The sequence below is a fragment of the Streptomyces sp. Je 1-79 genome (assembly GCF_025195125.1).
Taxonomy (GTDB): domain Bacteria; phylum Actinomycetota; class Actinomycetes; order Streptomycetales; family Streptomycetaceae; genus Streptomyces.
Map to the genome: position 1 here is coordinate 67031 of NZ_JAMGSL010000019.1, position 18561 is coordinate 85591.

An 18561-nucleotide genomic window follows, 5' to 3' on the forward strand; every position below is an offset into this window, starting at 1 on the left:
CAGACGCGAAGCCCCCGGTTGTTCCCCCGTGATCGGGGGCTTCGTTCTGCCCCGATCATCCCTTTCTCCGGCCGCTCGCCGCCCCTGACGTTTACCCAGGGTAACGGCCACCGGATCATGTACTTCTCCTTCGTCGCGCCCCCTCTGCGCAGGTACGATGCCCTTCGGTGGGGTCAATTCCCGTCCACGAGAAGGCGGTTCTGTACGGTTTCCGGCGGGCGCCCGCCCGCCGGGACAGCAACGGGGGCACGTTTTGTGGGGGACCCGATGGACATCGGCACGCAGGGCGGACAGGCCCCGGCCGAGCTCGCCTGGCTGCGGGGAGTCGACGCCTACACGATGGGCGCCTACCCGCAGGCCGAGGAAGAGTTCCGAACGGCGGTACGGATCGATCCCGGCATGGCGGACGCCTGGCTCGGGCTGCACGCGCTCCGGGTGGACACCACCACCGCGCTGCTGAGGATGTACCGCAACCGCGACCGGTTCGGCGAACAGCGCACACGCCACCGCAGGACCCTCAACTCCTGGTACTGGCTCGGCTGGTGGGTCCAGCCCGTGCTGGAGAGCCCGCGCGATCTCCTGCTCGCGCACGCCTCGCACTGGCTCGACGGCCGCCATGTGCCGGAGCTGGACCGGGCGTTGGCCGGGCTGCCGCCGGTCGACACCGATCCGCAGGTCCGCTTCCTGCACGCCTGCCGGTCCTATCTCGTCAAGGACTGGGACCAACTGGTCCGGCACACCGAGACACTGGTGGACGATCCGCTGCTCGGGATCGAGGCCGGACTCTTCGGCGGAATGGCCCGGGTGCGGCTGGAGATGTACGGCCAGGCGGAGCCGCTGCTCTCGGCGGCCCTCATGCGCTGCCGCAGCGAACAGCCGCAGCGCAAGGAACTGCGCTACTGGCTGGCCAGGGCCCACGAGGGCACCGGACGGAGCGCCGCCGCGCTGCCGCTCTACCGGGCGGTGCACCGGATCGACCCGGCGTTCATGGACACGGCCGCACGGCTGGCGGCGATCACCGAGTACGACGGGTTCGAGGGGCCGGACGACACCGCGGGGCTCGCCACGGTGGCCCTCGGCGGTGCCGGGCAGGACGCGGCCGCCGACACCGCACAGACCGACCTCGACGGCCCGGCCTCCGACGGGCTCCGGCTCGGCGGCGAGCCCGGGACGCCGACGCCTCCCGCCGGGCCGCCCGAGCCCCCCGACGTCGAGCGCCAGAAGGCCTCCGTCCCCGCCCAGCCGGCGCCACCGCGCTTCCCCGCGAGCCCCACCGACCCCGCCCTGCTCGCCCAGGCGCTCGCCGAACTCGAGCGCATGGTCGGGATGGAGCCGGTGAAGCGGCAGGTCAAGGCGTTGTCGGCGCAGTTGGAGATGGCGCGGCTGCGCGCCGGGCAGGGCCTGCCCGTGCAGCCACCGAAACGTCACTTTGTCTTCTCGGGCCCCTCGGGCACCGGGAAGACCACCGTCGCCCGCATCCTCGGCCGGGTCTTCTACGCCCTCGGGCTCCTCGGCGGCGACCATCTGGTGGAGGCGCAACGGGCGGACCTCGTGGGCGAGTTCCTGGGGCAGACCGCCGTCAAGGCGAACGAGCTGATCGACTCGGCGATCGGCGGGGTGCTCTTCGTGGACGAGGCGTACTCCCTCTCCAACACCGGCTACAGCAAGGGCGACGCCTACGGGGACGAGGCGCTCCAGGTGCTCCTCAAGCGGGCCGAGGACAACCGGGACCACCTGGTGGTGATCCTCGCGGGCTACCCGGAGGGCATGGACCGGCTGCTGGCCACCAACCCGGGGCTCTCCTCGCGTTTCACGACCCGGGTCGACTTCCCCTCGTACCGTCCGCTCGAACTCACCGCCATCGGTGAGGTGCTCGCGGCGGCGAACGGGGACCGCTGGGACGAGGAGGCGCTGGACGAGCTGCGCTCGATCAGCGGCCATGTCGTCGACCAGGGCTGGATCGACGAGCTCGGCAACGGCCGCTTCCTGCGCACGCTGTACGAGAAGTCCTGCGCCTACCGTGACCTCCGGCTCTCCGGCTACCTGGGAACGCCCACCCGCGACGATCTGGCCACCCTGCGCCTGGCCGACCTGATGCAGGCCTACGGCGAGGTCCTCTCGGGCCGCCGCGGCCCGTCGGGCCGAGGGCCGCAGGACCCCGGAGGTCCGTGAGCGGCCACGCGCGACGCCCGCCGAACCCACAGACCACGCGCGACGCCCGCCGAACCCACAGACCACGCGCGACGCCCGCCGAACCCACAGGCAGGGCACGACGGGCATCACCGTGGCTCAGGCCGTCAGGGCTCCGTCCGCGCGCTCGGGGCGGGGCTCCGCGAGGATGCGCACCGGGACCGCGGGCGACGGCATGCGGTGCGCCGGGTCGCGGACCTCGCCCACCAGCATCTCCAGCACGTCCTCCAGGGCCACGAGGCCGAGCACCCGGCCCGAGCCGTCCGAGACCTGGGCGAGGTGGGTCGCCGCACGGCGCATCACGGTGAGCGCGTCGTCGAGCGGCAGCTCGGCCCGCAGCGTCGCCATCGGGCGCCAGATGTGCTGCGGCACCGCCCGTTCCCGCTCCTCCAGATCCAGGACGTCCTTGACGTGCACGAACCCCATGTACGTCCCGCGCCCCTCGGCGCACACCGGGAAGCGCGAGTAGCCGGTCCGCACGGTGAGCTCCTCGATCTCGCGGGGGGTCACGGACGGCGGAACGGTCACCAGGGCCGACGGGGCGATGAGGACGTCCGTCACCGTACGGCTGCCCAGCTCGAGGGCGTCCTCCAGGCGCTCCTGCTCGACCGGGTCGAGCAGTCCCGCCTGGCCCGCGTCCTCCACGAGCCGGCCGAGCTGGGCGCTGGTGAAGACCGCCTCCACCTCGTCCTTCGGCTCGACGTGGAAGGCCCGCAGGACGAGTCGGGCGCACGCGCCCAGCGCGCGCGTGACGGGACGGCACACCCGGGCGAAACCCACCAGGGCGGGGCTGAGCCAGAGCGCGGTCCGCTCGGGCGCGGCCATGGCGAGGTTCTTCGGGACCATCTCGCCGACCACGAGGTGGAGGAAGACGACCACGGCCAGCGCCACGACGTACCCCAGCGGATGGATGAGCCCGTCCGGTACGCCGACGGCGTGGAAGACCGGTTCGAGGAGTCGCGCCACGGTCGGCTCGGCGACCGCGCCCAGGGTGAGGGAGCAGACGGTGATGCCGAACTGGGCGGCCGCCATCATCTGGGGCAGGTTCTCCAGGCCGTGGAGGACCTGCCGCGCCCGCTTCCCGCCGAGTTGCTCGATCTGGCTGCGGCGTACGGAGACGAGCGCGAACTCGGCGCCGACGAAGAAGCCGTTGGCCACCACGAGCAGGACGGCGAACAGCAGCTGGAGCAGGCTCATCGGACGGCCTCCGGCACCTGCGGCACCTCGGCCGTTCGGACGATCCGGACCCGCTCGGCGCGATAGTGGTCGACCTGGCGGACCAGGAGCCGCCAGCCGGGGAGTTCGACGCGGTCGCCGGGGGCGGGGATACGGCCGAGGAGATCGGCGACGAGCCCGGCGACCGTCTCGTACGGCCCGTCGGGCACGTCGAGTCCTATCCGGTGCAGGGTGTGCACCCGGCAGGAGCCGTCGGCCTCCCAGGCGGGGTTTCCGTCCTCGGCGGCCGCGGCGGCCAGCTCGGGCCGCTCGTCGGCGGCGGTGTCGTGCTCGTCGCGGACCTCGCCGACGAGCTCCTCCACGATGTCCTCCAGGGTGACGACCCCGGCCGTACCGCCGTACTCGTCGACGACCACGGCGATCGGCTGCTCGCGCCGCAGCCGCTCCAGGAGCGCCTGGGCGGGCAGGGTCTCGGGGACGAGCAGCGGCGGCACGGCGATACGGCCGACCGGCGTGCGCAGCCGCTCGTGCGGAGGCACGGCGAGCGCGTCCTTGAGGTGGACCATGCCGACGATCTCGTCGATGCGCTCCCGGTAGACGGGGAACCGGGATAGTCCCGTCGCCCGGGTGAGGTTGAGGACGTCGGCGGCGGTGGCGTCCGACTGGAGGGCGCTCACCCGCACCCGTGGGGTCATGGCCTGCTGCGCGGTGAGTCCGCCCAGCGTCAGGGTCCGTACGAAGAGATCTGCGGTGTCCTGTTCCAGCGCCCCCGCCCGGGCCGAGTGCCGGGCCAGCGCGACCAGCTCGCCGGGAGTACGGACGGAGTCGAGCTCCTCGGTGGGCTCGACGCCCAGGAGCCGGACGAGCCGGTTGGCGACCCGGTTCAGCAGGGCGATGACCGGCCGGAAGAGGGAGGCGAAGAGGTGCTGCGGCCCCGCCACGAACCGCGCCACCTGGAGCGGCCGGGAGACCGCCCAGTTCTTCGGGACGAGTTCGCCGACCACCATCTGAACGGCGGAGGCGAGCAGCATGCCGATCGCCACCGCGACACCGGAGACGGCGCCCTCGGGCAGTCCGGTGGCGGTGAGGGGCCCGTCGAGGAGCCGGGCGAGCGCGGGCTCGGCGAGCATGCCGACGACGAGGGAGGTGATCGTGATGCCGAGCTGGGTGCCCGAGAGCTGGAAGGACAGCTCGCCGAGCGCCTTGACGACGGTGCGGGCGCGCCGGTCACCGGCGGCCGCGGCCCGTTCGGCCTCGGGGCGTTCCACGGTGACGAGACCGAATTCGGCCGCCACGAAGAAGCCGTTGGCGAGGATCAGGAGGAAGGCTGCGGCGAGCAGAAGAAGAGGGATGATCATGCCGCCGCCTCCGCGGAGGGGGCGGCGCAGGTACTACCGGACGATCCGTCCATTGCCGGAGGGAGTCACTCCTCGGGTCGCAGGGTGGCCCCGCGGGCCGCGGCAAGCGGCCCTGCACACGCGAGGCGGTGGTGCCGCTCGGCACCACCGCCTCCAGAGTAGTCACGCGGACCGTCCGCGGGGCAGGGGGTCGGCCCCGTATGGGGGACCCGCGAGGCCCGTCCGCGTCAGCTCGCCTCGGGTCCCGTACCGCGGGTCTCGGCCAGGGCCCGCAGGGCGCGGGCGTCGCGGATGGCCTGTTCCCGGGCGATGCCGGGCTGGATGCCGAGCGCCGGCAGGCTCGTGCCGTCGCTCAGGTCGAGGAAGACCCAGGCGTCCCCGGGGCGCAGGTTGACCCGCAGGATCTCCGCCCACGCGAGTCGGCGTGTCCGGGTGATGTTCACGACGGTGACGCCGTCGTCGTCGGCGACGACCTTGGGGCGGCTGAGCAGCACGAGGATGCCGAGGAAGAGGGCCGCCGTGAAGACGAAGCTGGCCCGCTCTCCGGGGCCGAGCTTCTCCAGCATCAGCGCGACGGCGGTGATGACGACGAACATCACCGTCCCCACCGTCAGCAGCACCGCACGGGTGCGGCCCGGCCTGAAGGTGACCGGCAGGGCGGGCGTCGGGGCCTCGGACATCGTGTTCCTCGGTGTGTCGGTGCCGTGCCGTCAGAGGCGGCAGGCGTGGATGGCCGTCGTCAGGATGGCGCGGGCACCCAGCTCGTACAGGTCGTCCATGATCCGCTGGGCCTCCTTGGCCGGGACCATCGCCCGGACCGCGACCCAGCCCTCGTTGTGCAGGGGCGAGATCGTCGGCGACTCCAGGCCGGGGGTGAGGGCGACGGCCTGCTCCAGGTGCTCGGCGCGGCAGTCGTAGTCCATCATCACGTAGCTGCGGGCCACCAGGACGCCCTGGAGGCGGCGCAGGAAGGTCTGGACCCGGGCGTCCTCGGTGTCGGCGCCGGCCTGGCGGATCACCACGGCCTCGGAGGTGAGGATCGGCTCGCCGATGACCTCGAGGCCGGCGTTGCGCAGGCTGGTGCCGGTCTCGACGACGTCCGCGATGATCTGGGCGACGCCCAGCTTGATGGCGGTCTCGACGGCGCCGTCGAGGTGGACGACGGACGCGTCGATCCCCTGGTCGGCGAGGTGCTTGGCGACGATGCCCTCGTACGAGGTGGCGATCGTCATGCCGTTGAAGTCCTCGGGACCCTTCGCGGTTCCCGGCCGGGTGGCGTAGCGGAAGGTCGACCGGCCGAAGTTCAGCGGGAGGATCTCCTCGGCGTTGGCTCCGGAGTCGAGCAGCAGGTCACGGCCGGTGATGCCGATGTCCAGCTTGCCGGAGGCCACGTAGATCGCGATGTCCTTCGGGCGCAGGTAGAAGAACTCCACCTCGTTCTCGGGGTCGATGACCACGAGCTCCTTGGACTCCTTGCGCTGGCGGTAGCCGGCCTCATGGAGCATCGCCGACGCAGGTCCGGACAGTGAACCCTTGTTGGGGACGGCGATGCGCAGCATGGGAGGGGCTTCCTTTGCCTGAGGAGTTTCGGGGAGGGTGTTTCGGTGCGCTCGGAGGTCGCGAGGGTGTCGCGCGTCAGAGATGGGCGTAGACGTCGTCGAGCGAGATCCCGCGGGCGACCATCATCACCTGGACGTGGTACAGCAGCTGCGAGATCTCCTCGGCGGCGGCTTCCTTGCCCTCGTACTCCGCGGCCATCCAGACCTCGGCGGCCTCTTCGACGACCTTCTTGCCGATGGCATGGACGCCCTTCTCCACCAGTTCCGCGGTGCGGGAGGTGGCGGGGTCGCCGTTCTCGGCCTTGAGCTTGAGCTCGGCGAAGAGCTCTTCGAAGGTTTTGTTCGCCATGATGGTCCTAAGAGTACGGGGTAAGGGGCACGCACTTAGCGCCAGGGTTCGCTGACCGTGCGCAGCGTCGTCGCGGTGGCGACGGCGGCGGTGACGGCCTCGTGGCCCTTGTCCTCGCGGGACCCCTCGAGGCCGGCCCGGTCCAGGGCCTGCTCCTCGTTGTCCACGGTCAGGACGCCGAATCCGACGGGTACACCGGTGTCGATCGAGACCTGGGTGAGGCCGTGGGTGACGCCCTGGCACACGTACTCGAAGTGCGGCGTTCCGCCGCGGATGACGACGCCGAGCGCCACGATGGCATCGTAGCCGCGCCCGGCGAGGACCTTCGCCACGACCGGCAGCTCGAAGCTGCCGGGGACGCGGAGCAGGGTCGGCTCGTCGATGCCGAGCTCGTGCAGGGCCCGCAGCGCGCCGTCGACCAGTCCGTCCATGATCTTCTCGTGCCACTGGGCCGCGATCACGGCCACCCGCAGGTCGCCGCAGTTCTTCACGCTGAGGACGGGTGCGCCCTTGCCGCTCATGTCTCTCCTTGCTCCGTACTGATCGCTGACTTACTGATTGCCGCAGGTGGACGCGGTGCCCGCGTCCAGCCAGGGCAGGTCGTGCCCCATCCGGTCCCGCTTGGTGCGCAGGTAGCCGAGGTTGTGCTCGCCCGCCTGGACCGGCATGGGCTCGCGGCCCTCGACCTTCAGGCCGTACCGGGTGAGGGCGGAGATCTTGTCCGGGTTGTTGGTCATCAGCCGCAGGCTGCGGACGCCCAGATCGACGAGGATCTGCGCGCCGGCCGCGTAGTCGCGGGCGTCGGCGGGCAGCCCGAGCTCCAGGTTGGCGTCGAGGGTGTCACGGCCGCGCTCCTGGAGCTCGTACGCGCGCAGCTTGGACAGCAGGCCGATGCCACGGCCCTCGTGGCCGCGCAGGTAGACCACGACGCCGCGGCCCGCCTCGGTGACGCGGTCCATGGAGGCCTCCAGCTGCGGGCCGCAGTCGCAGCGAAGCGAGTGGAAGATGTCGCCGGTCAGGCACTCGGAGTGGACCCGGACGAGGACGTCCTCGCCGTCACCGATCTCGCCGTGGACGAGGGCGACGTGCTCGACGCCGTCGACGGTGGAGCGGTAGCCGTACGCGGTGAACTCGCCGTGGGCGGTGGGCAGCTGGACCTCGGCCTCGCGGCGGACCGTCGGCTCGGCGGAGCGGCGGTAGGCGATGAGGTCCTCGATCGAGATGATCGTCAGGCCGTGCTTGCGGGCGAACGGGACCAGCTCGGGCAGGCGCAGCATCACGCCGTCCTCGCCGGCGATCTCGACGATCGCGCCGGCCGGACGCAGGCCCGCGAGGCGGGCCAGGTCGACGGCGGCCTCGGTGTGGCCGTTGCGGGCCAGGACGCCGCCGGGCTTGGCCCGCAGCGGGAAGATGTGGCCGGGGCGGACGAAGTCGGACGGCTCGTGCGCGCCGCTCGCGAGCATCCGCAGGGTGGTGGCGCGGTCGGCGGCCGAGATGCCGGTGGTCACACCGTGGGCGGGTGACGCGTCGACGGAGACGGTGAAGGCCGTACGCATCGACTCGGTGTTGTGCTCGACCATCTGCGGGAGGGCGAGGCGCTCCAGCTCCTCGCCCTCCATCGGGGCGCAGATCAGGCCACGGCACTCGCTCATCATGAAGGCGACGACCTCGGGGGTGGCCATCTCGGCGGCGATGACGAGGTCGCCCTCGTTCTCGCGGTCCTCGTCGTCGACGACGACGACGGGGCGGCCCGCGGCGATGTCGCGGATGGCCTGCTCGACGGGGTCGAGGGACAGGTCGGAGACGTCCCAGATGGGAAGGGCGGCGCTCATGCGTGGGCTCCTTCCAGAGCGGTGGGGGTGGTGCGCGTCCTGAGCCACCAGTCGCGCATGCCCCAGATGACGAGGGCGAAGTAGATGACGTAGACCAGCCCGGAGAAGGCGAGGCCGCTGTTGAAGGCGAGGGGGACGCCGACCAGGTCGACCAGGAGCCAGGCGAACCAGAACTCGACCAGGCCGCGGGCCTGGGCGACCATCGCGACGAGCGTGCCGACGAAGATGTACGCGTCGGCCCACGGGGACCAGGAGAGCGACGGGTAGAGCGTGAACAGGCCGCCGACGGCGAGCGTGCCGATGACGGCGCCGCCGAGGAGCAGGCCGCGCTCCTTCCAGCTCGCGAAGCGGACGGCGATGGAGCCGTCCTGGGCCTGCTGCCGGCCGCGGTTCCACTGCGCCCAGCCCCAGGCGGCGACGCCGATGACCAGGAGCTGCTTGCCGACTCCGCCGCTGAGGTTCGCGGAGGCGTAGGCGCCGACGAGGATGACGCCGGAGAGCAGCTGCGCGGGCCAGGTGAGGATGGAGCGGCGCCAGCCGAGCGCGAGGGCGATCAGACCGATCGTGTTGCCGATCATGTCCGACCACATGATGTGCTGGTCGAGGACGGTGAACGCCTCGGAGTTGAGCCAGTTCACTTGACGTTCTCCTGCGCGTTGGGGCCGAGCAGCCGCTCGACGTACTTGGCGATGACGTCGACCTCGAGGTTGACAGGTGCGCCGCTCTGCTTGATGCCGAGCGTGGTCAGGGCGAGGGTGGTGGGGATGAGGCTGATGGTGAACCAGTCGTCCGCGACCTCGACGACGGTGAGGCTGACGCCGTCGACCGTGATCGAGCCCTTCTCGACGACGTAGCGCGAGAGGTGCGCGGGCAGGGCGATCCTGACGATCTCCCAGTTCTCGGACGGGGTCCGGTCGAGGATCGTGCCGGTGCCGTCCACATGGCCCTGGACGATGTGGCCGCCGAGGCGGTCGCCGACGGCCATCGGACGCTCCAGGTTGACCCGGGAGCCGACGTCGAGCGCGCCGAGGGAGGAGCGCTTGAGGGTCTCGGCCATGACGTCGGCGGTGAACTCGCCGTCGCCGAACTCGACGACCGTGAGACAGACACCGTTGACGGCGATGGAGTCGCCGTGCTTGGCGCCTTCCGTGACCAGGGGGCCGCGCAGGCGGAAGCGGGACGCGTCCGCCAGCTTCTCGACGGCGGTGACCTCACCCAGTTCTTCGACGATTCCGGTGAACACGCTCAACGCTCCTTGGGAGTGGCAGTGATACGAAGATCGGGGCCGATGCGGACGGTCTCGGTCACGTCGAGCCGCAACGCGTCGGTGATGGTGGTGATTCCGGCGTCGGCGAGGGCGTGGGGGCCGGCACCGAGGAGGACCGGGGCGAGGTAGCCGACGACCCGGTCGACGGCGCCCGCGGCGACGAAGGCGCCGGCCAGGGTCGGCCCGCCTTCGAGGAGGACGGAACGGACGCCCTGCCGGTGGAGCGCCGCGAGGAGTGCCGGGATCGCGAGGCCGCCGCCGGGTGCGCGGGAGATCCGCCAGGTCTCGGGGAGGTGCGCGGTGTCCTCCGGCAGGACGTCCTCGGCCACGGCGACGACGGTGCGGGCCGCGTCGTCGAGGACCCGGGCCCCCGGCTTCACGGCGCTCGCCTCGGTGTCCACGACGACCCGCAGCGGCTGCTGGGCGCCTTCGACGCCCCGTACGGCCAGGTGGGGGTCGTCGGCGCGGGCGGTGCCGGATCCGACCACGACGGCGTCGGCCTCGGCGCGCAGCCGGTGGACGTCGGCGCGGGACTCGGCGGAGGTGATCCAGCGGGAGGTCCCGTCGGCGGCGGCGATCCGGCCGTCGAGGGTGGCGGCGTACTTCCAGAGCACGTAGGGGCGACCGAGGCGTACGGAGGTGAGCCAGGCGATGTTGCCCTCCTCGGCCTCCTCCGCGAGGACCCCGGAGGCGACCTCGACCCCGGCGGCGCGCAGCGTGTCCGCACCGCCTGTGGCCTGCGGGTTCGGGTCGCCGACCGCGTACACGACGCGGCGGATCCCGGCCTCGACGAGCGCCTGGGCGCAGGGGCCGGTGCGGCCGGTGTGGTTGCAGGGTTCGAGGGTGACGTAGGCGGTGCCGCCGCGGGCGCGGTCGCCGGCCGCGCGCAGGGCGTGGATCTCGGCGTGCGGTCCGCCGGCGCGCTGGTGGGAGCCCTCGCCGGCCGGCTGTCCGGAGGCGTCGAGGACGACGCAGCCGACGACCGGGTTGGGGCTCGTGGAGCCGAGGCCGCGGGCCGCGAGCGCGATGGCGCGTCGCATGGCGGTGATGTCGGCCTGGTCTGCCACCGGGTCCTCCTGCCTCTTCTGGCACGGACTCCGGGGCCTGTCGATGACGACAGAGAGCGGATACGACGCTACGCACAGGGATGCCGAGGCCGGACACACCGGTCGCCGACAAGGGCGACCAGCGGTGATACGGCCGCAGCGCCCCTTGAAGGGTCGCCCGCCGCGCACTGCCTCCCATCCGGACTTTCACCGTCGGTCCAGGAGTTTCACCTGGTCAACCGGCCGCTGGCTGCGGACGGGTCGCGGACTATACCGCCGGTTCGGAATTACACCGACCCCGGAGTGCGCTGCTGCTGATACAGGGCCAGTGTGCCACGGCCCGCCGTCGGTCATGCGGGCGATGTCCTGTGGGCTGGCTCACAGCACCCCCAGAAGCCTTTCGTTGGTCCAGACCTATTGACGCACTGGTCTAGTCCTCTTAATCTCCGTGTCACCTCCGAGGTACGGCCCGCGGTGTGCGCACTCCACGGGCCCAACACGACCCACCCCCTTGTTCGTTGTGTTTCTTGACCTCCCTTGGAGGAACCGATCGTGTTGTCCCCCATGAAGACGAGGGCCTCGCTGCTCGCGTCCGGCGCGGCCGTCGCCGGTCTGTTGATCAGCTCCCTCGCAGGTGGTGTCTCGTACGCCGCCGACAACGAGGGCTGTCGCCCGGACGGGCTGTACAAGACCCCCGGTGTCGACGTCCCGTACTGCTCGGTCTACGACACCGAGGGCCGCGAGAAGATGGGCGCCGACCACCAGCGCCGGGTCATCGGATACTTCACCGGCTGGCGCACCGGCAAGAACGGCCAGCCCGCCTATCTGGCCAACAACATCCCGTGGGACAAGATCACCCACATCAACTACGCCTTCGGGCACATCGGTTCCGACAACAGGCTGTCGGTCGGCACGGACGGCCCGAACAACGCCGCCACCGGAATGACCTGGCCCGGCGTCGCCGGGGCGGAGATGGACCCGGGCTTCGCCTACAAGGGCCACTTCAACCTGCTGAACAAGTTCAAGAAGCAGCACCCGAACGTCAAGACGCTGATCTCGGTCGGCGGCTGGGCGGAGACCGGCGGCTACTTCGCCGACAACGGCGACCGGGTGAACTCCGGTGGCTTCTACTCGATGGCCACCAACGCCGACGGCTCGGTGAACCAGGCCGGCATCGACACCTTCGCCAACTCGGCCGTCGCGTTCATCAAGAAGTACGGGTTCAACGGCGTCGACATCGACTACGAGTACCCGACGACGATGAAGGACGCGGGCAACCCGCTCGACTGGCAGCTCTCCAACGCCCGGCGCGCGGGCCTGGTCAAGGGCTACGACGCGCTGATGAAGTCCCTGCGCGAGAAGCTCGACCGGGCCGGCGCCGCCGACGGCAAGCACTACCTGCTCACCGTCGCCGCGCCCTCCTCGGGCTATCTGCTGCGCGGGATGGAGACGTACCAGAGCCAGAAGTACCTGGACTACGTCAACATCATGTCCTACGACCTGCACGGCGCCTGGAACGAGTACGTCGGCCCCAACGCCTCGCTCTTCGACGACGGCAAGGACGCCGAGCTGGCCGCCGCCAACGTCTACGGCTCCTCGCAGTACGGCGGCATCGGCTACCTCAACACCGACTGGGCGTACCACTACTTCCGCGGCTCGATGCCGGCCGGCCGGATCAACATCGGCCTGCCCTACTACACCCGCGGCCACAAGAACGTGCAGGGCGGTACGGACGGACTGTGGGGCAAGGCCGCCGCGACCACCTGCCCGGCCGGAGCGGGTCTGACCAAGTGCGGTGACGGCGCCGTCGGCATCGACAACCTGTGGCACGACAAGGACACCAACGGTGTCGAGTCGCCCGCCGGCTCGAACCCGATGTGGCACGCCAAGAACCTGGAGAAGGGGATCGTCGGCGACTACGTCACGCAGTACGGCTTCCCGGCGAACACCACGCTGACCGGCACCTACGCCCGCAAGTACGACTCGACCCTGGTCGCGCCGTGGCTGTGGAACGCGCAGAAGAAGGTCTTCCTCTCCACCGAGGACGAGCAGTCGGTGGCCGCCAAGGCCGACTACGTGGTCAGCAAGGGCATCGGCGGCACGATGGTCTGGGAGATGGCCGGCGACTACGACTGGAACGCGGGCAAGGGCCAGTACGAGATCGGCGACACGCTCACCTCGCTGATGTACGACAAGTTCAAGGCCGCCGCCCCGTACGGCGCGAAGAAGTCGAACGCCACGCTTCCGGCCAAGGCCGTGAACGTGGGCGTGGAGTTCACCGAGTTCAAGCTCGGCGACTCCAACTACCCGATCACCCCGAAGATCAAGATCACCAACAACACGGCCACCTCGCTGCCGGGCGGCACGGAGTTCCAGTTCGACTACGCGACCGCCGCTCCGGGCAACGCCTCCGACCAGTCCGGCTTCGGCACGAAGGTGATCAGCAGCGACCACACCGGCAACAACGTGGGCGGTCTGAAGGGCGACTTCCACCGGGTGTCGCTGAAGCTTCCGGCCTGGCAGTCGCTGGCCCCGGGCGCGACGGTGGACCTGGCGTTCAACTACTACCTGCCGGTCTCCACGCCGTCGAACTGGACGGTGAACATCAGCGGCACGACGTACGCGCTCGCCGGTGACCTGGCGCGCGGCACGACGGTGGTGGAGCCGGGGACGGCCACCCCGCCCACGACCCCGCCGACCACGCCGCCCACCACCCCGCCGACGACTCCCCCGACCACGCCGCCGACGACGCCGCCGGGTGGCACCTGCACGGCGCCGGCGTACGTGGCCGGCACGGTCTACAACGCGGGCAACGAGGTCTCCCACAACGGCCGCAAGTGGAAGGCCCAGTGGTGGACGCAGAACGAGGCACCGGGCACGACCGGCGAGTGGGGCGTCTGGAAGGACCTCGGCGCCTGCTGACGTTCTGACCCCCCCAAGAACGCCCGGCGGCGGAATTCACAGGCCCTTGCCGCCGCCGGGTCCTCCCCTCCTTCGCCGCGGCCCGCATGTGCGGGCCGCGGCGAAGGCGTTCACGCTGGAACCATGACCACCATCCTGGTGACCGGGGGCACGGGCACGCTCGGCCGCCCCGTCACCGAGCGGCTGCGCGAGGCGGGCCACGAGGTGCGCGTCCTGAGCCGCCACTCCCCGCCGTACGCGGTCGATCTGCGACGGGGCGGGCCGCTCCTCGACAGGGCGGTCCGGAACGTGGACGCGATCGTCCACTGCACGAACATCGTGCGGGGCGACGAGGAGGCCGCCCGCGTGCTGATCGAGGCCGCGCGGCGGGCCGGGGTCCCGCATCTGCTGTACATCTCGATCGTCGGCGTGGACCGGGTGCCGCTGGGCTACTACCGCAGGAAGTACGCGGTGGAACGGATGATCCAGCAGTCGGGCATCGACTGGACGTTGCTGCGCGCCACGCAGTTCCACGATCTGGTCCTGACGCTCCTGGAGGGGCTGGCCAGACCGCCGGTGATGCTCGTGCCGAAGGGCGTACGGGACCAGCCCCTGGACGTCACCGAGGCCGCGGCGCGCCTCGCGGAGCTGGCGCCGGGTGCCCCGGCGGGCAGGGTGGCGGACATGGGCGGCCCCCACATCCGCACGTTCGCCGAGCTGGCGGGCGCGTACCTGCGGGCGAGCGGGAAACGCCGCCGCGTCGTGGGGATCCCGCTCCCGGGCAAGGTCTACCGGGGCCTGCGCCACGGCGGCCACCTCGCCCCGGAGCAGGCGGTGGGCCGGGTGACGTTCGAGGAGTTCCTTGCGGCCCGCTTCGGAGACGACAGGGCCTAGGGGCGCGGGGCCGACGCCCCTGCCTACGGGAAGAGCACGTCCTGGGCCGCGTCGCGGGCCGCGAGGAGGGCGCCTCGCAGGACCGCCGTGTCGCCGAGGGCCGTGGCGCGGACCTCCGTGCGCAGGGGCGAGAGCGCGGCGAGTTCCGCCTCGACGCGGGCGGCGAGCTCCGGGCCGCCGCGGTGGCCCGTCTCGCCGCCGAGGACCACACAGCCCGGGTCGAGGACGGACGCCACGGCCGCGGCGCCGACCGCGAGGCGCCGGGCCAGGGTGTCGAGGAAGGGACCGTGCCCGGAGCCGAGCGCGGACGCCGGGTCCAGGCCGTGCTCCACGGCCAGGGCCTCGACCGCGGCCACGCAGGCCAGCTCGTGGAAGCCGCCCTCGCAGCCGGTCGCCGAGGGCAGGCCGGAGGTGCCGGGCACCGGCAGGAAGCCGAGTTCGCCGGCGCCGCCCGAGGCCCCTCGGCGCAGCCGGCCGTCCAGGACGACGGCCGCGCCGACCCCCTGGCCCAGCCAGAGCAGGACGAACGTGTCGCGGTCGCGGGCGGCGCCGACCCGCTGCTCCGCGACGGCCGCGAGATTGGTCTCGTTCTCGACGAGCACGGTCGCGGGCAGCCGTTCCTGGAGGGCGGCGATCAGCCGCCGGTGCCATTCCGGGAGCTTCGCGGAGTCGCGCAGCTCGCCCGTGGCCGGGTCGATCAGTCCGGGGGCGCCGACGACGACGCTGTGGAGCCGCTCCACGCCGGCCTCCTTGGCGGTCCGCTCCAGGAGCGCGACGGCCTTCTCGACGGCGGGCCCGGTGCCGTCCTCGCCGCCGATCGGGGCCGATGCCTCGCCGAGCGTGGTACCCAGGAGGTCGGAGACCGTGAGCGAGACGGAGGTCGTACGGACGTCGAGCGCGGCGAGATGGGCGCGGTCGGCGGCGATCCCGTACAGCTTGGCGTTGGGGCCGCGCCGCTCCGCCCCGGACTCCCCCACGACCCGGACGAGTCCGGAGCCCTGGAGCCGTTCGACGAGGTCGGCGACGGTGGGGCGGGAGAGTCCGGTCAGCGTCTTCAGCTGAGTCGCCGTCAAGGGCCCCTCGTCCTGGAGCAGTCGCAGGGCGAGCCGGTCGTTGAGGGCCCGGGCGGTACTCGGGGATGCGGCCATGCCGGGATCCTCTCAGACGCGGTCTCTGCTGCCCTACTATTTATCAGGCAGGGTTCCTGATAGTTTACCGCCACCAGACCGAGGGAGGGCACACATGGCGGGCGAGACCGTCTTCAGTACCGAGCGACTGCGGCGGGCCCGGTTCGCCGTCGCCGCCGTCTTCTGCGTCCATGGCGCCGTCACCGGCAGCTTCGCCACGCGCATCCCCTGGATCCAGGACCACGCGAGCGTCAGCGCCGGCCAGCTCGGACTCGCCCTGGCCTTCCCGGCCGTCGGCGCCTCGCTGGCGATGCCGTTGGCCGGTGCGATCAGCCACCGCTTCGGCGCCCGCACCGCGCTGCGCGGACTGCTCGCGCTCTGGACGCTGGCCCTGATCCTGCCGTCGCTCGCGCCCGACATCTACGGGCTCTGCGCGGCGCTCTTCGTCTACGGCGCCACCGCCGGCATGTCCGACGTGGCGATGAACGCCCTCGGCGTCGAGGTCGAGAACCGTCTCGGCAAGTCGATCATGTCGAGCCTGCACGGCATGTGGAGCGTGGGCGCGCTCGTCGGCTCCGCCGCCGGCACCGTCGCCGCCCACTTCGGCGCGGACGCCCGGCTGCACCACCTCGTCGCCGCCCTCGTCCTGACCGCGCTCGGACTGGTCTTCTGCCAGGGCGTGCTCGACCTGCAGAGCGCGCCCGAGGACGAGGCGCCGCCCCGCTTCTCGCTGCCGCCGAAGTCCGCCCTGATCATCGGCGCCATCGGCTTCTGCGGGGTGTTCGCCGAGGGCGCGAGCCTGGACTGGTCCGCGGTCTACCTGAAGGACGAGCTCGGCTCCTCGGCCGGAGTCGCGGCGGCCTCCACCACCGCCTTCGCGCTGACCATGGCCATCGCGCGGCTGGTCGGCGACCGCGTGGTGGACCGGTTCGGCGCCGTACGGACGGTACGCGTCGGCGGTGTCGCCGCGACCGTCGGCGGCGTCCTGGTGGTCGTCGCCCCGCACCCCGTCGTGGCGATGGCCGGATTCGGTCTCATCGGCCTCGGGGTCGCCGTCGTCGTGCCGCTGGCCTTCGCCGCGGCCGGGCGCAGCGGTCCCAACCCCAGCCAGGCCATCGCGGGCGTGGCCACCATCACGTACACCTCGGGGCTGATCGCCCCCTCGGCGATCGGCGGCATCGCGGACGCGACCTCCCTCATGTTCTCGTTCGGCCTCGTCACGGTGCTCGCGTTCGGTCTGGTGATCGGTGCCGGTGTGCTCCGGCAGGGCTCCCGGCCCTCCAGCGCGGCCGCGACCACGAGCGGAACCCCCGCGGCGAGCTCGGGCAAGGTCTCGTAGACCCCGTGCCGTGCCCCCGGTGACCTGCGGCGCATTACCATGTGGCTGATCATTTTCGGCTGATGTCTCGCGTGTCGAACCGGCCACCGTCACCGGAGAACTGGAGCGACCACATGAACCTCGGCGTGCGCTGGACCCTGCACGGCGACGGACGGACACCCGCTCCAGGAGCCGTCGTCCGCCCGGACGAACGGCTCTCCTGGCCCCGTACGGTCGGCCTCGGCGCCCAGCACGTGGTGGCCATGTTCGGCGCGTCCTTCGTGGCGCCCGTCCTCATGGGCCTCGACCCCAACCTCGCCATCATGATGTCCGGCGTCGCGACCGTGATCTTCCTGCTCGCGACGCGGGGCACGGTCCCGAGCTATCTGGGCTGCTCGCTCTCGTTCGTCGGTGTCGCCGCGGCCATCCGGGCCTCCGGCGGCACCAGCGCGACGGTCACCGGCGCGGTGTTCGTCGTCGGTGGCGTGCTGTTCCTGGCGGGTCTCGCGGTACGGAGGTTCGGCGCGCGGATCATCCACGCGGCGATGCCGCCGATCGTCACGGGCGCCGTCGTGATGCTGATCGGCTTCAACCTCGCCCCGGTCACCGCCGCCACCTACTGGCCGCAGGACCAGTGGACGGCGCTGCTCGTCATGCTGTTCACCGGCCTGGCCGTGGTCTGTCTGCGCGGCTTCTGGTCGCGGATCGCGATCTTCCTCGGCCTGATCTTCGGCTACGGCATCTCCTGGATCTTCGACCTGGTCTTCGGCAAGATCCACTCGATGGGTCCCGGCGGTGAGGTCACCGACCACTGGCGCCTCGACCTCTCGGGCGTCTCCCAGGCCGACTGGGTCGGCCTGCCGTCCTTCCACGGCCCCAGCTTCGAGTGGTCGGCCATCCTCGTGGCGCTGCCCGTGGTGATCGCCCTGATCGCGGAGAACGCCGGGCACGTCAAGGCCGTCGGCGAGATGACCGGCGACTCGCTCGACGACAGGCTCGGCACCGCGATCGCGGCCGACGGCGCCGCCTCGATGCTCTCGACCGCCGTGGGCGGCCCGCCGAACACCACGTACTCCGAGAACATCGGCGTCATGGCGGCCACCCGCGTCTACTCGACCGCCGCCTACTGGGCCGCGGCCGGCTTCGCGCTCCTCTTCGGTCTCTGCCCCAAGTTCGGCGCGGTCGTGGCGGCCATCCCGGGTGGGGTGCTCGGCGGCATCACGGTGATCCTGTACGGCATGATCGGCCTGCTCGGCGCCCAGATCTGGATCAACGCCAAGGTCGACCTGCGCAACCCGCTCAACCTGGTGCCGGCCGCGGCGGGCATCATCATCGGCGTCGGCGGGGTGAAGCTGACCTTCACCGACACCTTCGAACTCGGCGGCATCGCGCTCGGCACGATCGTGGTGATCACCGGCTACCACGTGCTGCGGGCGTTCGCCCCGGCGCACCTGAAGCAGCAGGAGCCCCTGCTCGACTCCGGCACCAGCTCGTACGAGGACACGAAGGACGGCGGGCCCACCACCAAGTCGTAGGCACATTCG

At 71.6% G+C, this 18561-nt stretch carries 16 protein-coding genes and 1 riboswitch; of the genes, 5 read left to right on the forward strand and 11 right to left on the reverse strand.

Features of this window, described 5'->3' with window-relative positions:
* Nucleotides 1–267: 267 nt before the first annotated feature.
* The gene (locus tag M5362_RS30600; RefSeq protein ID WP_260231092.1) at nucleotides 268–2172 is read left to right on the forward strand and encodes an AAA family ATPase; all 1905 of its coding nucleotides are present in this window, start codon (nucleotides 268–270) and stop codon (nucleotides 2170–2172) included.
* A gap of 117 nt (nucleotides 2173–2289) precedes the next feature.
* Here the strand turns inward: M5362_RS30600 and M5362_RS30605 are convergent, their stop codons facing one another.
* The 10 genes from M5362_RS30605 to ribD form a co-directional block, all read right to left on the reverse strand.
* Nucleotides 2290–3387, reverse strand: a complete 1098-nt coding sequence (locus M5362_RS30605) for a hemolysin family protein (protein ID WP_260231093.1) — start codon at nucleotides 3385–3387, stop codon at nucleotides 2290–2292.
* Nucleotides 3384–4724 carry a hemolysin family protein gene (locus M5362_RS30610; protein WP_260231094.1) on the reverse strand — a complete coding sequence of 447 codons (1341 nt, stop codon included), beginning with the start codon at nucleotides 4722–4724 and terminating at the stop codon, nucleotides 3384–3386. Before M5362_RS30610 ends, M5362_RS30605 begins: the two co-directional genes overlap by 4 nt.
* 227 nt (nucleotides 4725–4951) lie before the next feature.
* A complete protein-coding gene (locus tag M5362_RS30615; RefSeq protein WP_260231095.1) occupies nucleotides 4952–5404 on the reverse strand; it encodes a PH domain-containing protein in 453 nt (150 codons plus the stop codon).
* Nucleotides 5405–5434: 30 nt separating this feature from the next.
* Complete coding sequence (gene hisG / locus M5362_RS30620; protein WP_260231096.1) at nucleotides 5435–6283, reverse strand: ATP phosphoribosyltransferase; 849 nt, start codon at nucleotides 6281–6283, stop codon at nucleotides 5435–5437.
* A gap of 76 nt (nucleotides 6284–6359) precedes the next feature.
* Nucleotides 6360–6632, reverse strand: a complete 273-nt coding sequence (locus M5362_RS30625) for a phosphoribosyl-ATP diphosphatase (protein WP_260231097.1) — start codon at nucleotides 6630–6632, stop codon at nucleotides 6360–6362.
* Nucleotides 6633–6667: 35 nt separating this feature from the next.
* The gene (ribH, locus tag M5362_RS30630) at nucleotides 6668–7153 is read right to left on the reverse strand and encodes a 6,7-dimethyl-8-ribityllumazine synthase (protein ID WP_260231098.1); all 486 of its coding nucleotides are present in this window, start codon (nucleotides 7151–7153) and stop codon (nucleotides 6668–6670) included.
* 30 nt (nucleotides 7154–7183) lie between these two features.
* A complete protein-coding gene (locus tag M5362_RS30635; RefSeq protein ID WP_260231099.1) occupies nucleotides 7184–8464 on the reverse strand; it encodes a bifunctional 3,4-dihydroxy-2-butanone-4-phosphate synthase/GTP cyclohydrolase II in 1281 nt (426 codons plus the stop codon).
* A complete protein-coding gene (locus M5362_RS30640) occupies nucleotides 8461–9054 on the reverse strand; it encodes a nicotinamide mononucleotide transporter family protein (RefSeq protein ID WP_260231147.1) in 594 nt (197 codons plus the stop codon). The genes M5362_RS30635 and M5362_RS30640 overlap by 4 nt, the downstream gene beginning before the upstream one ends.
* Nucleotides 9055–9098: 44 nt before the next feature.
* A complete protein-coding gene (locus M5362_RS30645; protein WP_260231100.1) occupies nucleotides 9099–9707 on the reverse strand; it encodes a riboflavin synthase in 609 nt (202 codons plus the stop codon).
* Nucleotides 9708–9709: 2 nt separating this feature from the next.
* Entirely contained in the window at nucleotides 9710–10798 is a 1089-nt protein-coding gene (ribD, locus tag M5362_RS30650) for a bifunctional diaminohydroxyphosphoribosylaminopyrimidine deaminase/5-amino-6-(5-phosphoribosylamino)uracil reductase RibD (RefSeq protein ID WP_260231101.1), read from the reverse strand.
* Nucleotides 10799–10958: 160 nt separating this feature from the next.
* A riboswitch (FMN riboswitch) is annotated at nucleotides 10959–11088 on the reverse strand.
* Between the two features lie 253 nt (nucleotides 11089–11341).
* Here ribD and M5362_RS30655 point away from each other — a divergent pair.
* A complete protein-coding gene (locus M5362_RS30655; protein WP_260231148.1) occupies nucleotides 11342–13699 on the forward strand; it encodes a chitinase C-terminal domain-containing protein in 2358 nt (785 codons plus the stop codon).
* 123 nt (nucleotides 13700–13822) lie between these two features.
* Nucleotides 13823–14572, forward strand: a complete 750-nt coding sequence (locus M5362_RS30660) for an SDR family oxidoreductase (RefSeq protein ID WP_260231102.1) — start codon at nucleotides 13823–13825, stop codon at nucleotides 14570–14572.
* Nucleotides 14573–14595: 23 nt separating this feature from the next.
* On the opposite strand, the gene M5362_RS30665 is transcribed toward M5362_RS30660, so the two are convergent.
* On the reverse strand, nucleotides 14596–15720 hold the full coding sequence (locus M5362_RS30665) for an ROK family transcriptional regulator (RefSeq protein ID WP_260231103.1): 1125 nt from the start codon (nucleotides 15718–15720) through the stop codon (nucleotides 14596–14598).
* Between the two features lie 94 nt (nucleotides 15721–15814).
* On the opposite strand from M5362_RS30665, the gene M5362_RS30670 reads away from it, so the two are divergent.
* Nucleotides 15815–17038, forward strand: coding sequence for an MFS transporter (locus tag M5362_RS30670; protein WP_260231104.1), 1224 nt, complete (start codon nucleotides 15815–15817; stop codon nucleotides 17036–17038).
* Between the two features lie 113 nt (nucleotides 17039–17151).
* On the forward strand, nucleotides 17152–18552 hold the full coding sequence (locus M5362_RS30675; protein ID WP_260231105.1) for a uracil-xanthine permease family protein: 1401 nt from the start codon (nucleotides 17152–17154) through the stop codon (nucleotides 18550–18552).
* The last annotated feature ends 9 nt before the right edge of the window (nucleotides 18553–18561 follow it).

Bases quoted from the DNA above. Each gene is read 5' to 3' on its own strand.
- M5362_RS30600 (WP_260231092.1), top strand. From the start codon at position 268: ATGGACATCGGCACGCAGGGCGGACAGGCCCCGGCCGAGCTCGCCTGG.
- M5362_RS30605 (WP_260231093.1), bottom strand. From the start codon at position 3,387: ATGAGCCTGCTCCAGCTGCTGTTCGCCGTCCTGCTCGTGGTGGCCAAC.
- M5362_RS30610 (WP_260231094.1), bottom strand. From the start codon at position 4,724: ATGATCATCCCTCTTCTTCTGCTCGCCGCAGCCTTCCTCCTGATCCTC.
- M5362_RS30615 (WP_260231095.1), bottom strand. From the start codon at position 5,404: ATGTCCGAGGCCCCGACGCCCGCCCTGCCGGTCACCTTCAGGCCGGGC.
- hisG (WP_260231096.1), bottom strand. From the start codon at position 6,283: ATGCTGCGCATCGCCGTCCCCAACAAGGGTTCACTGTCCGGACCTGCG.
- M5362_RS30625 (WP_260231097.1), bottom strand. From the start codon at position 6,632: ATGGCGAACAAAACCTTCGAAGAGCTCTTCGCCGAGCTCAAGCTCAAG.
- ribH (WP_260231098.1), bottom strand. From the start codon at position 7,153: ATGAGCGGCAAGGGCGCACCCGTCCTCAGCGTGAAGAACTGCGGCGAC.
- M5362_RS30635 (WP_260231099.1), bottom strand. From the start codon at position 8,464: ATGAGCGCCGCCCTTCCCATCTGGGACGTCTCCGACCTGTCCCTCGAC.
- M5362_RS30640 (WP_260231147.1), bottom strand. From the start codon at position 9,054: ATGTGGTCGGACATGATCGGCAACACGATCGGTCTGATCGCCCTCGCG.
- M5362_RS30655 (WP_260231148.1), top strand. From the start codon at position 11,342: ATGAAGACGAGGGCCTCGCTGCTCGCGTCCGGCGCGGCCGTCGCCGGT.
- M5362_RS30660 (WP_260231102.1), top strand. From the start codon at position 13,823: ATGACCACCATCCTGGTGACCGGGGGCACGGGCACGCTCGGCCGCCCC.
- M5362_RS30665 (WP_260231103.1), bottom strand. From the start codon at position 15,720: ATGGCCGCATCCCCGAGTACCGCCCGGGCCCTCAACGACCGGCTCGCC.
- M5362_RS30670 (WP_260231104.1), top strand. From the start codon at position 15,815: ATGGCGGGCGAGACCGTCTTCAGTACCGAGCGACTGCGGCGGGCCCGG.
- M5362_RS30675 (WP_260231105.1), top strand. From the start codon at position 17,152: ATGAACCTCGGCGTGCGCTGGACCCTGCACGGCGACGGACGGACACCC.